Origin of the sequence: Neobacillus vireti (assembly GCF_036962345.1) — a bacterium.
GTDB lineage: Bacteria > Bacillota > Bacilli > Bacillales > Cytobacillaceae > Neobacillus > Neobacillus vireti_A.
The window spans coordinates 1-12363 of sequence record NZ_JBALNB010000024.1; the positions used below are offsets into that span (position 1 = coordinate 1).

Annotated in this window: 14 protein-coding genes, 7 tRNA genes and 1 riboswitch; of the genes, 15 read left to right on the plus strand and 6 right to left on the minus strand. The window is 37.7% G+C overall.

Annotation, left to right across the window (positions count from 1 at the left end):
- Positions 1 to 55 precede the first annotated feature (55 nt).
- From V7108_RS24805 to V7108_RS24845, 9 genes are all read left to right on the plus strand, one after another.
- A tRNA-Glu gene (locus tag V7108_RS24805) sits at positions 56 to 130 on the plus strand.
- Between the two features lie 64 nt (positions 131 to 194).
- Positions 195 to 270 (plus strand) — tRNA-Val (locus V7108_RS24810).
- A 60-nt stretch (positions 271 to 330) separates the two neighbouring features.
- Positions 331 to 404 (plus strand) — tRNA-Met (locus tag V7108_RS24815).
- A gap of 52 nt (positions 405 to 456) precedes the next feature.
- Positions 457 to 532, plus strand: a tRNA-His gene (locus tag V7108_RS24820).
- 16 nt (positions 533 to 548) lie between these two features.
- Positions 549 to 623 (plus strand) — tRNA-Gln (locus V7108_RS24825).
- Positions 624 to 634: 11 nt separating this feature from the next.
- A tRNA-Gly gene (locus V7108_RS24830) sits at positions 635 to 708 on the plus strand.
- Between the two features lie 8 nt (positions 709 to 716).
- Positions 717 to 790 (plus strand) — tRNA-Ile (locus V7108_RS24835).
- Positions 791 to 1061: 271 nt separating this feature from the next.
- A complete protein-coding gene (locus V7108_RS24840) occupies positions 1062 to 1913 on the plus strand; it encodes a nitroreductase family protein (RefSeq protein ID WP_335512847.1) in 852 nt (283 codons plus the stop codon).
- 27 nt (positions 1914 to 1940) lie between these two features.
- Positions 1941 to 2399 (plus strand): SRPBCC family protein, encoded by a 459-nt coding sequence (locus V7108_RS24845; RefSeq protein WP_335512846.1) that lies wholly within the window; start codon positions 1941 to 1943, stop codon positions 2397 to 2399.
- A 92-nt stretch (positions 2400 to 2491) separates the two neighbouring features.
- Here the strand turns inward: V7108_RS24845 and V7108_RS24850 are convergent, their stop codons facing one another.
- Positions 2492 to 2677 (minus strand): hypothetical protein, encoded by a 186-nt coding sequence (locus V7108_RS24850; protein WP_335512844.1) that lies wholly within the window; start codon positions 2675 to 2677, stop codon positions 2492 to 2494.
- 174 nt (positions 2678 to 2851) lie between these two features.
- On the opposite strand from V7108_RS24850, the gene V7108_RS24855 reads away from it, so the two are divergent.
- Both V7108_RS24855 and V7108_RS24860 read left to right on the plus strand, forming a co-directional pair.
- The gene (locus V7108_RS24855) at positions 2852 to 3238 is read left to right on the plus strand and encodes a glyoxalase superfamily protein (protein WP_335512841.1); all 387 of its coding nucleotides are present in this window, start codon (positions 2852 to 2854) and stop codon (positions 3236 to 3238) included.
- 49 nt (positions 3239 to 3287) lie between these two features.
- Complete coding sequence (locus tag V7108_RS24860; RefSeq protein ID WP_335512839.1) at positions 3288 to 4103, plus strand: sugar nucleotide-binding protein; 816 nt, start codon at positions 3288 to 3290, stop codon at positions 4101 to 4103.
- Between the two features lie 37 nt (positions 4104 to 4140).
- Here the strand turns inward: V7108_RS24860 and V7108_RS24865 are convergent, their stop codons facing one another.
- Complete coding sequence (locus tag V7108_RS24865) at positions 4141 to 4929, minus strand: cytochrome c oxidase assembly protein (protein ID WP_335512837.1); 789 nt, start codon at positions 4927 to 4929, stop codon at positions 4141 to 4143.
- Positions 4926 to 5393, minus strand: a complete 468-nt coding sequence (locus V7108_RS24870) for a DUF2243 domain-containing protein (protein ID WP_335512835.1) — start codon at positions 5391 to 5393, stop codon at positions 4926 to 4928. Before V7108_RS24870 ends, V7108_RS24865 begins: the two co-directional genes overlap by 4 nt.
- 161 nt (positions 5394 to 5554) lie before the next feature.
- Here V7108_RS24870 and V7108_RS24875 point away from each other — a divergent pair, with 161 nt between their 5' ends.
- Positions 5555 to 6124 (plus strand): hypothetical protein, encoded by a 570-nt coding sequence (locus tag V7108_RS24875; RefSeq protein WP_335569701.1) that lies wholly within the window; start codon positions 5555 to 5557, stop codon positions 6122 to 6124.
- A 20-nt stretch (positions 6125 to 6144) separates the two neighbouring features.
- Positions 6145 to 6426, plus strand: a complete 282-nt coding sequence (locus tag V7108_RS24880) for a hypothetical protein (RefSeq protein ID WP_335512832.1) — start codon at positions 6145 to 6147, stop codon at positions 6424 to 6426.
- 131 nt (positions 6427 to 6557) lie between these two features.
- On the opposite strand, the gene dapA is transcribed toward V7108_RS24880, so the two are convergent.
- The 3 genes from dapA to V7108_RS24895 form a co-directional block, all read right to left on the minus strand.
- Positions 6558 to 7445 (minus strand): 4-hydroxy-tetrahydrodipicolinate synthase, encoded by an 888-nt coding sequence (gene dapA / locus V7108_RS24885; RefSeq protein ID WP_335512830.1) that lies wholly within the window; start codon positions 7443 to 7445, stop codon positions 6558 to 6560.
- 127 nt (positions 7446 to 7572) lie between these two features.
- Positions 7573 to 7752, minus strand: a riboswitch (Lysine riboswitch).
- A gap of 194 nt (positions 7753 to 7946) precedes the next feature.
- A complete protein-coding gene (locus V7108_RS24890) occupies positions 7947 to 9143 on the minus strand; it encodes a class I SAM-dependent rRNA methyltransferase (RefSeq protein ID WP_335512827.1) in 1197 nt (398 codons plus the stop codon).
- Between the two features lie 280 nt (positions 9144 to 9423).
- A complete protein-coding gene (locus V7108_RS24895) occupies positions 9424 to 9927 on the minus strand; it encodes a M15 family metallopeptidase (RefSeq protein ID WP_335512848.1) in 504 nt (167 codons plus the stop codon).
- Between the two features lie 347 nt (positions 9928 to 10274).
- On the opposite strand from V7108_RS24895, the gene V7108_RS24900 reads away from it, so the two are divergent.
- Positions 10275 to 11126 carry a DegV family protein gene (locus V7108_RS24900; protein ID WP_335512826.1) on the plus strand — a complete coding sequence of 284 codons (852 nt, stop codon included), beginning with the start codon at positions 10275 to 10277 and terminating at the stop codon, positions 11124 to 11126.
- Between the two features lie 725 nt (positions 11127 to 11851).
- Positions 11852 to 12181 carry a four-helix bundle copper-binding protein gene (locus V7108_RS24905; protein ID WP_335569702.1) on the plus strand — a complete coding sequence of 110 codons (330 nt, stop codon included), beginning with the start codon at positions 11852 to 11854 and terminating at the stop codon, positions 12179 to 12181.
- The last annotated feature ends 182 nt before the right edge of the window (positions 12182 to 12363 follow it).

Consider the following 12363-nt stretch of genomic DNA (forward strand, 5'->3'; position numbering starts at 1 on the left):
GTAGGACGTTGCCAGGCGAAGCCTATGGGGCTTTTATTTTACTGATTTTTGTGATGGCCCCTTGGTCAAGTGGTTAAGACACCTCCCTTTCACGGAGGTAACACGGGTTCGAATCCCGTAGGGGTCACCAAGTTATTTTCGTTAGAAAAAAACTTTCCTTTCGAATCAGCGAATAACAACTTTTTCAATAATATGGAGGATTAGCTCAGCTGGGAGAGCATCTGCCTTACAAGCAGAGGGTCGGCGGTTCGATCCCGTCATCCTCCACCAAAGTTTTTTGCGAAGCAAAATAACCAAAGTTTTTTCATTTAAAAAGATTTTTTCTATTGTCGCGGGGTGGAGCAGTCTGGTAGCTCGTCGGGCTCATAACCCGAAGGTCGCAGGTTCAAATCCTGTCCCCGCAATTAATTAAATTTCTAGGTTTACCTGGTGTTAAACCTCAACTATATTATTTTGGCGGTTGTGGCGAAGTGGTTAACGCACCTGATTGTGGTTCAGGCATTCGTGGGTTCGATTCCCATCAGCCGCCCCATTTTAACTTAACATATTGGGCTATAGCCAAGCGGTAAGGCATCGCACTTTGACTGCGACATGCGTTGGTTCAAATCCAGCTAGCCCAGCCATATTTTTTTATGCGGGTGTAGTTTAGTGGTAAAACCTCAGCCTTCCAAGCTGATGTTGTGAGTTCGATTCTCATCACCCGCTCCAAATAATTAGGGCCTATAGCTCAGCTGGTTAGAGCGCACGCCTGATAAGCGTGAGGTCGATGGTTCGAGTCCATTTAGGCCCATAAATAGTACAAAAAGAGTGATTGCTAACAATAGTAATCACTCTTTTTGTGTTTTTTTTAAGTATGAGATTTTCCGCAATAGAATTCCTAATAAAGTTCTTTTATTACCGTTGTAATCATTTTTGCAAGCAAAAGGTAACGAAAACGCACTAATCGTTACCACGGTTATCAATTTTCTTAAATAGAGGGAACGAATAGCTTATTCTAGGCTTTTACTGCATGTGTGGTTACAATAAGATTAAGTGACAGTACAAAAGAAAGGAGGATCGACATGAGCCTCATTGAAACCATGGAAAAACGCCAGTCCGTTAGAACGTTTGATACCCAATCCATATCAGAAAATGATTATAGAAAAATAAGAGAATACATAAACAATCAAGAAAACCTAGTCGGACCTCTTGGAAATAAGGGGAAGATTGAGCATATTCAAGTAACCAATAATGTAAGCGACAAAGGAATAAAGCTGGGTACATATGGATTTATTAAAAATCCCCAAGGATATTTAGTAGGTATCACGGAAAATAGTAAAAGCACACTAGTGGAGTTTGCCTATGTCTTTCAAAAGCTGGTTTTATTTTTAACAAAGTTAGGAATAGGTACATGCTGGATGGGTGGTACCTTTAACCGAATTTCATTTGAACAGGAAATTCAGCTTGGGGAAGGAGAATTTATCCCCTGTATAACACCAATCGGCTATCCGAATCAAAAACAGAGGGCCTTCGACAAAGCTCTTCGATACGTTGTAAAGGCAGATAATAAGAAGCCCTGGGATAAGCTATTTTTTGCTGACACATTCGAAGACGTCTTATCTAAGAAAGAAGCGGGTCCTTTTGAAATCCCAATTGAAATGGTTAGGCTTGGACCATCTGCCTCCAATAAACAGCCCTGGAGACTGGTGTTATCTTCAGAGCGTAAAGTCTGCCATTTCTATATAGAACATACTCCGAATTACGGTTCCAAGTTAGGATATGATATGCAGCTCTTAGATATAGGAATTGCCATGTGTCAATTTGAATCAGCCTGTAGAGAATTAAATATTGAAGGTCGTTGGATTATAGAAAACCCCAATTTGCAGCTCCCTAATCAGCAAACTGAATATATAGTCAGCTGGAATACATTTTAATGTAAGGTAGAAATGGAGAAGTTAGATATGCCTGTTATTGAACATAAACAATTTATAAAGGCGCCCATTGATATTTGTTTTGATTTAGCTAGAGATGTCGAAGTTCATACTCAAACTACATTAAAAACAAAGGAAAGGGCTGTTGGAGGGATTACTAGAGGGCTCTTGCAGGAAGGCGACAGTGTAACCTGGGAAGCTGTACATTTTGGTATAAAACAAAGGTTAACAGCAAAAGTGATATTTATGGAAAAACCACATAGTTTTGTAGACGTAATGGTGAAAGGCGCATTCAAGTCCTTCATACACATCCACCAGTTTATTGAAGAAAAAGAGGGTACAACAATGATTGATCATTTTCAATTTAAATCGCGGTTTGGTCCAATTGGTGTTCTAATTGATAAGTTGTTTTTAGAGAAGTATATGAGGAAATTTATATCCAAACGTGCAAGTGATTTAAAGAAATTAGCTGAAAAAACAGCTATATAATGGAACGAATCAAACGTTTGATTACATGAGTTATACCCTGATATAAATGGGTTATATTCAATTTGAAAAAAAGAATCAAACGTTCAATTACCTTACTTCGAGAGTTCCACTTTTCGCTTTTCCATATCCATAGCCGAAACAATATAGGCAAATCCATTCATTAAAAAGTAAATAACGTTAGATTGGACTCGTTCAGTTTCTCCTAAATAGGTATTTAAAATAATGATAACGGAGTATAGAACCACAAAAAATAGAGCAATTTTATTGAAAATATTCATACAAACAACTCCTTTATTAGGATACTTATTTTTATCATATTTATCGAAGGCTGAACTTATGCAGGCCATGATACTTTTGGTGATGATTATCGGTTTTATGCTGCAAGCCTAGATCATCACGATTTTTATCATTTTAGATTGATAGAAAAAAATTAAGCAAGGGTGATAAATATTATGACAAAACCTGCTATTACAATGAAAAGTTCCACGCCAATCCTCCGTATATTTGATGTAGAAAAAGCAAAAGAGTTTTACTTAACCTATTTGGGGTTTACATTAGACTGGGAACATCGATTTGAAATGGATATGCCCCTCTACATGCAAATATCAAATGGCAGTTGCAGCATTCATCTTTCAGAGCATCATGGAGATTGCTGTCCTGGAGCTGCGATTAGGATTGAAGTAGATAACATCGGAAAATTTCATTCAAATTTGCTATCAAAGAACTACAGATATTTACGACCTGGTATCGAAAAGATGCCTTGGAATACGCAAGAGGTCAATCTGGTAGATCCATTTGGAAATAGAATTGTATTTTTTGAATCCGTTAAAAGTGAATAATATATCGTTCATTTGGTGCAAATAAGGATAGTAAATGGGGGAGATAGTAATGGAAAAGATACTTATTCTAGGTGGAAGCGGTCTTGTTGGGAGAGCGTTAATCAACGAGCTTAAAGACAAATATGAAGTGTACGCAACCTATTATTCTACGTTAACCAGTCTCCCTGTTGAGAAGCAGTTCAAATTGGAAGTTAATCAACTTGATAAACTCAAAGAAATACTAAATTCAACTCAACCTGATATTGTCATTTCATGCCTAAGAGGAGATTTTGAGCGGCAGCTTAAGTTTCATAAAGAATTGGCCTTGAATTTAGTTCAGACAAGAAGTCGTGTGTATTACCTGTCTACCACCAATGTTTTTGATGGGGACTTTTCAAAACCACATTTAGAAACAGACCCTCCTATTGCTGAATCTGATTATGGCAAATATAAAATTGAATGCGAAAATGTGCTAAAAGAAATTTTAGGTAAGCGAACAATGATTATTCGTATTCCAGCGATATGGGGTAAAAATTCTCAAAGATGGAACATGATTATAGAAAGTATAAAAGAGCAAAAAATGATTGAAGTATACAGTAATCTTGTATGCAATAATCTCTTAGATATACAATTAGCAAGACAGCTGGTGTTCATTATTGAAAATGGGCTCAAAGGAGTCTTTCACTTAGGTTCAGTGGATATGCTTACACAAAGCCAGTTTTTTGAACAGATTCTAAGTAAATTAGGGGGCAGTTTTAACCTTCGATATAACCCATTCCAAGACCATGGTCAGACATATTATTTTGCACTTGAGACGAATCGGAATGATATTCCAGATTTCCTGCACATTACAAATAATGAGATTATTTCATACCTGCTGGGATAATCAAGACAAAGCCTATATTAACCATACAGGCTATTTTTTATTGACTTATGGACACGGCGTCCCGTGGACGTGCGGCTTGATACCATTGACGGCAGAATAAGAAAATCAATACAATATCCACTAAATCTCCGCCATAATACATGATCATGCCTCCCCATTCCGCCTGTTTAATCGGTACATAGGCTGGCGGATGAGCATAGATGTACTTGGATAAAATTCCGTGGGCAGCTAATGAGAGGATTAACACGGCCGCTCGGAAGGGAAAGCTGTACTTGTGGGGAATGGGATCAATATAGATAATGGATATAGTAAAAAGATAGCCTGCTAGGAATACGTGAAAATGCACGACTACATGAATAAGGGTATTATGCAGCATCAGCATGTACAGGTCTGTTGCATACAGAACCCAAAGCCCGCCTATATTAATTAGTGCAGCGAAGGCAGGATTACTATAGAAGCTTACTGGCCAGCTCTTCAACACTTGTGAAAGACGTCTTGCATGGACCACACTCAATGTCCTTAGGAGGAGAGTCATCGGTGCACCGAGAGCAAGGAGAAGCGGTGCCAGCATCCCAAGTAACAGGTGTCCCATCATATGTGCTGTAAAATCTACATGAGCGGAATCAGCGATAGGACCAAAAAGTGCAGTTCCTGCACAAAGAATTCCAATGGCCCAGCAAAAGTATCGATGAAATGGCCATCGTTTATGACCCTTGTTTGAAATCAATGCAGTAATGATATAAAAAATAATGGCAAGCAGAAATGGAAGAGCCATAAGTGATTCGAATGCCAACTCACCTGGCTGCAGAACATGATTGTGTTTCATGAAGACAGTTCCTTCCGTCCTGTTCGATAAATCAGATTGATCCCAATGACAAGCATTAGCGCGGCAATTATGTTCCAAGTCCAATCGTAGGGAGCAATTTCCACATTATAGCGAATCTGATGGATCTTCATTAATTTATGCTGAATGGTTCCATCGTATAATTGGAACCCGCCGCCTCCCAGCAGAAATCCTCCAATCCATCTTTTTGGCCACCAGGCATTTCGGCGGCGGAGGTCAGAGACAAGAAAGGCACCTGCAACAGTGGAAAACCAACTAAATGCATGAAATAGTCCATCAGATACGAGCCCGATATCTGGAGTAGATTTATCATAGAAGTGATGCCAGTGCAGCACCTGGTGGAAAACCGCCTCGTCTATAAAACCGACAAAACCTAACCCTAGCAAGCAGCCAGATAATAGATTACGACCTAAATAATTCAACCGTTCATTACGACCTTTATTCAAAGGTTTCTCCTCCTATCCAGCATTTACCTACCAATTAGTTTAGCCTGTCTGAATAGGTTCCAAACCGCCTTTATTTCGTTGTGGAAATTCAATGAATGAATTGTTGAGATTGATTTTTAGAAAACAGTTAAAGAAGAATAGGGAGTAAATTCTATGGTAGAATGGAAAAATGGATAAAATTAAAAAAGTCAGGCGAGAGAATGAAACATTCCAACGTACTAACAGAAAAAGTCAAAGAAGATAATTACAAAGTAAATCATGCACCTGACTTTATTACCAAAAAAGAAATCGATGAGATTGTTACAAGCGGTGTTTCATATGAATATGCATTTGGTGTTATATTAGCTGCCGCATTCTGGCTTGATATCGTTGATAATAATCAAGATAAGGACTTGTTCAACCAATATTTTAAAAAGATGATTCATAAACTTGATGAAAATGAATTTTATGATAATCCATATTATAAAAACATCAAAATTCCAACGGTGAAAATTGGTAATAGTGAGCTAAAGTATGAAAACTACAAGTCTTTTGAAGGCTTTGTTTGTAATGATATTATCCAAACAAAAGAGGGAAGACAGATACCTCAAATCGGATTTTTTGATAAAGAATTTAGGTTTCCGGCTGTTTTAGAAAATGATCGAATTTGGATGACCATTACACCAAATGAGATCGAAACAATGAAAGAAGCGGTTGATGGTGCATTTGGTAATGTGCTTACATTTGGCTAGGCCTTGGGTATTATGCCTATATGGTTTCTGAAAAAGAAAATGTGGAAAGTGTCACAGTTGTAGATATGAATGAAGATGTCATTCAATTATATAAAAAATATGTATTACCGCAATTTAAACATGCTCATAAGATTAGGATTATCAAGGCAGATGCGTTTGAATATGCACAAAAACATACCGCGAATGGTAAATATGACTTTGTGTTTACCGATCTATGGCATGATGTTTCGGATGGGATTGACATGTATGTGAAAATGAAAAAGATTGAACAGCAGCATCCCAACACAGTATTTTCTTATTGAATAGAAAAGTCTATATTGTGCTATGTGTAAAAGGTTTTGATGATAATGAGGGACCATCACCAGGATGGTCTATTTTCATGCTTAAAATAAAAAAGCACCTGCCTAATTAAGACAGGTACTATGCAGCAATCTTATACAAATAGATTAACTTTACCAGCTTCTAGAACACTATTTAGAGTGGTCATTTCATCTTCGTTTAAAGGAATCAATGGTAAGCGGACGCCGCCAACTTGAATACCTTGTAAATTCAATGCAGCTTTAACCGGTGAAGGGTTTGGTGCAGCAAATAATACTTTCATGATTGGAAGAAGATGGCGATGTAAATCCGCTGCTTCTTGTACACGTCCATTTTTAAATAGTGTAACCATTTCCTGCATTTCATTGCCGATGATATGAGAGGCTACGGAGACAACTCCAGCACCGCCTATAGCTAAAACAGGAATTGTTAATCCATCATCACCGCTAAACAAAGTGAAATCAGCAGGTGTTTGGTTAATGATTTCAGCCATGTCATCTAAATTACCGCTAGCTTCTTTTATAGCCACGATATTTTGAATTTCTGACAGGCGGACTATAGTCTCTACTGACAAGTTTACTGCACTGCGCCCAGGGATATTATAAAGCATAACCGGAAGGGAAGTAGCTTCGGCAATAGCTTTAAAGTGTTGATACATTCCCTCTTGAGATGGCTTATTATAGTATGGAGTGACGAGCATAATCCCATCAACACCCGCTTCTTCAGCCTGTTTTGTTAAGTTAATAGAAGCTCTCGTGTTATTTGAGCCAGTACCAGCAATAACTGGGACTCTGCGTGCTGCAACGTCGACTACGAATTTAAATAAGGAAACTTTCTCCTCAGTCGATAATGTAGGAGACTCGCCGGTGGTTCCTGCAACAACTAATCCATCAGTTCCATTTGCAATTAAATAATTTACTAGTTCTCTAGTTGCGCCGTAATCAATTTCTCCATGCTGATCAAATGGTGTTACCATCGCTGTTAATACTTGGCCAAAATTCAATATACTCACCCTTTGGATAATTTTTTTTGAAAAATTAGAGGTGGATCAGGCCAACGAAAGATAACGCAAAAAAGCAGCAGCGAGGGTTCGCTACTGCAGTAGAAACATAATAATAAACCGTTCCCTTGCGTAAGATAGCCCTCCATATAGATACCTATATGACAATTCTGTATTTATTCAATAGCAGAACCAGCTTCAAGACAAATGAGATTCTATCCGCTTCGGCAAATTCCCCTTTCCGCAATCATCCCAGGACCTCATTATCCTCAAACTGCGTACTAATGGTCATTGCGCCTCTATCCTCACTTCAAAACGTAATGAAGTAAGAAAAATATTTAATTATTACTAATAATAACAGAAAATTCATTCTAAAACAAGCAAAAGACGGTGAGCAAAAAACGGTGCCTGTCACCGCTGCTTTTGCGGTGACACTTTTCGGTGACAGGCACCGCCCGTGGACAGTGTCCACCTCAGGCGGACACTTGTCCAAGAACTGATCTTTTATTTCATCTTTTTGATAAAGACTACTTTTAGGTAGTTGGATTCTGGGTAATGTTTGTTGGTTCTGAAGTCTTCAGGGAGTGAGAATTCTTCCAATATTTTATAGTGCTTGTTTGATTCCTTAAAGGCTATATCAATGAATCCTTTGAATTTTTCTATACCAAAGGAGCTGGAATTGGTTGATGCCAGGATGATTCCATTATCCTCTGTTATCGAAATAGCTTCCTTTAACAGGTTTTTATAATCCTTTTCAGCGCTGAAGACAAACTTCTTTGATCTTGCAAAGCTTGGGGGATCAAGAATCACCACATCAAACAATAGACCCTTTTTCACCGCATATTTGAAGTAGTTGAATACATCTTCAACAATGATATCTTGAGCTGTCTCATCGATTTCATTCACACGAAATTGCTCGATTGTTTTACTTTTACTTCGATTTGCAAGGTCAACACTGGTTGTTTTCGTCGCTCCTCCTAAGGCAGCAAATACGGAAAACACACCGGTATAAGAGAAGGTATTTAATACCCGTTTCCCTTTTGAATATACATCTCGTAAAGTTTTTCTAACATCCCTTTGATCTAAAAATACACCGACCATGGCACTGTCATTTAAATAAACTGCGATGTTGACACCATTTTCTTTCACAAGGATTGGGAAATCTCCTCGTTCACCTGCGACGAAGTCATCCTCTTCAATATATTTACCACTTTCATCAAATCGCTTTTTCTGATAAATGCCTTTATATTCCACGAGTTCCTTCAATGAGTCTATAATAAACTCCCTGAAATGGTAAATGCCTTTACTGTACCAGGTAATCAAGTAATAACCATCAAAGTAATCAATCGTTAAACCACCGATTCCATCACCTTCACCATTAAACACTCGGAATGCCGTTGTTTCAGAACTCCTATAAAGCGATTCTCTCTGATTGAAAGCAGACTTTAAGGTCTTTTCAAAAAAACTTTGATTGAACTTCTCATTTTCTTTTCGGCTAAGCACCCAGCCAATTCCCTTATTTTGCTTTCCATAATAGCCTTTGGCAATAAAGTTATTCTGTTCATCCACAAGTTTTATGGTTATACCTTCGTCAACTAAAACATCAGGATTACTAATGGTGTCCTTTGTTATAAGCGGGTAGCCGTTCTTAAATTTATTAACGAATTTTGATTTCACTTTTAAGCTGATTTCCGTTTTCATCTTTTCATCCTTACAAATGTATTTAGGTTAGTAACATTGTAAACAAACTTCTGGCAAATCAATCACTTTCGCTTAGCAAATTGCTACAACCTCTAATTGCTGCAATAAAGTATAATCATAACACTCTTTCCTATAGTAGCGCGCCTTCACAACAAAATAACAGCAAAAGAACCATCTTTTCAAACTACATGAAAAAAAGATCCAAACTATCTGGATCTCAATTTTTTTATCTAAAAAGTATTTTTTTTTTAGCAAGTTTTAAGGCTGCTAAACGTTCGACTTAATGGGTATCCGCAGTTAAGCTTGATTCATCTGGTCTTTTCCCGTTCTGCAATTCTGCAAGGGTCAAACCAAAGTCCATTTGCAGATGGGGGTAATCTTTGAATTGGCTCCAGTCACCGCCCCATTCAAAGCCTAATGCTTTGGCCAGTTCGACCACTTCGTTCCAATCACCTTTTCCGTTTTTATTCCCATCGTATTGCCTATCCCAAATGACCTCTTCGGAGGGAGTCTTGATCGCAAAATCAATGGCTAATCCATAATTGTGATAAGATTCTCCACCTTTTGCATGCGTGACGATATTTCCTTCGGCAGTACGGCCTTTTTCATAAAGTCGATTCTGGTCTTCGGCACTGCGAAAGTCATCCGTTATCATAATGACAATTCCCTTTGCGGCAGACTGTTGGATTAATTGGTCCGCCCGTTCCCTGACAATCGGATGGAGTTCTGTTGGCAAGGAAACATCTTGATTCCTATTTGAACCTGTGAAAGGGTTAGTTTCCATATGATTGATGAAAATGAATATTACAATAAGAACCAGAAATAATGGAATGAATGCTTTAAATTTAAATTTCAATGCAAAAATCCTTCCTATCAAAAATCTATACATGTACTATGACGTCATAAATAGAATCATTGTTTCAGATATTTATCTGCTATTTTTTGGATCATTATTATTATGTCAAAATTGTGAAGTTTAAGCCCCTCCAATGTACCAAAATTCTTTCGAACATGACAAGTGTAACTTGTGACAACGTATTCAGTTTTGTAAATTTAACGTAGTTACAAAACTACTATATTAAGATATTACTTATATACATTGGAAGAATTTCAATGAAGGACGTGGATAAAATGAACAAACCAAAAATTGCATGGATTACAGACACAACTGCTTCTCTCAGCAAAGAATTCATTCAGCAGCATCATATACATGTAATACCCTTACACGTAGTAATTAATGACACATTTTATAGAGAAACCATCGATATTACCGCAGAAGATTTCTATGATCGAATGAAAAATGAAGAAGGAAAGTTCCAGTCGTCCCAGCCGAATCTTGGGGAAATCGTAGCACTCTATGAAAACTTAAAAGAAGAATATGACTTTGGCATTGCGATTCACGCCTCAAGTACCTTAACCGGCACTTACCAAACTTCTGTTATGGCAGCGGAAATGGCTGGCTTTAAATTATTTGCTATTGATTCACAAACGGGTTCGTATCCTTTATCCTATTTAGTGAAAAAGGGAATGGAACTAGCAGAGCAGGGGAACGATGTCAGTGATGTGGTTGCTCAATTAAACAACATGCGTGATCAAACTAGATTATTTTTGGTTCCATCCAACCTGGATCAGCTACATAAAAGCGGCAGGGTATCGGGAGGTCAAAAAATACTAGCATCGTTATTTAATATCAAGCCAATTCTATCCATTGAGGATGGAGGGGCAGCGAAGATTAAAGATAAAGTTCGTACAGAAAAAAAGGCATTCGCTTGGCTGTTGGATCATCTGAAGTCTGACGTAGATACCAAAAAGGTACAGAAAGTGGCCGTTGTCCATGCGAACGATCGAACAAAGGCAAACGTTCTTCAACAATTAATTAACGACAATTTTCCTGCTATCGAGACGGAATTATTCATGCTCATTACCGTTGCAGGTGTGCATACAGGTGTGGGCACACTTGGACTTTCATGGGTTAATGAATAGAAAAAAAGAAGAGACACCAAATCCTTAGGGATAGGGTGTCTCTTGTGTTATGAAGTTAGTAATATAAAATTTCGTGGTCTTAGGCTACCCTGCAAACTCTGGTTACTCATCTTCTGTATAAGCTTCGGTTGTCGTATCACGGCAATCCCAGCATTCACATCGATTTCTCTCCATGATTGACAATTCCGTTCCACAAGAAATGCAGACATCCATAACGACAGATTCCCCTTTCCAGTGAAATTTAGGTTCATGATATATATATTCATGAAGGGCAAATAGTAGTGCAAATAATACTCGACAAAAAATGTGTGATTTTTCTTAGCGGGTTCCGTTATTTAGCGCAAATACTAAAAATGCAACTTAAAATGAGTGCCAAATTGTATGCTAATTTGTCACTCGATTTTTATTGGTGTAAAGCCATTTGTGCAGAAATTACACTAAAATTTGTATAGGAAAATGCACCCCAATTTGTAAGGGTACAATGGCTGTGGTACCCCCGCAATTTTACCCGCATTTTGATATACAAATCGTATCACAAAAAATGATTAACTGGATGTTACGTCTAAAATATAATCGGAATTTATGTTAAGACGAAATAAACTTTGTGAAAAAATGTACTTAGGATAACGACGCAGGTTACTTTAAGTAAATTTTTACTATTATCATGTTTTAGAATACGAGGGTAGGGTATTGAAATAAAGAATAGATTGAAGGAGGGAATTATAATGACACATGAACAATATCAATCTGTAATTGAGTCACTTCATGAATGTATGGTTGCCTGTAATCATTGTTATGACGCTTGTTTGAAAGAAGAAGATGTCAAAATGATGTCAGAATGTATTCGTCTTGATAGAGAATGTGCAGATATTTGTGCTTACTTTGAACAGGCGATGGGCAGAGGAACTCCATTTATTTCTGAATTGGCAAAAGTATGTGCAAAAATTTGTGAAGCATGCGGTAATGAATGCAAAAAACACAACCACGAACACTGCCAAAAATGTGCTGACGCATGTTTTAAATGTGCAGAAACATGCCGAAGCCTGATTGCTTAAATTTTCAATTAAAAAAGGATTGTTTCACTTCCTTTTTTTGGGGATAACGAAATAAACTTATTGCCTCAGTGGTTGATTCTAAATGGGTTAATGCGCTATTTCAGTATAAGTGTACTTCAACTAAAGGGTAGCTATGGTTAAAGATTATAATCGCTGCGGCGGTCTTTTTCTTACGATTAGTC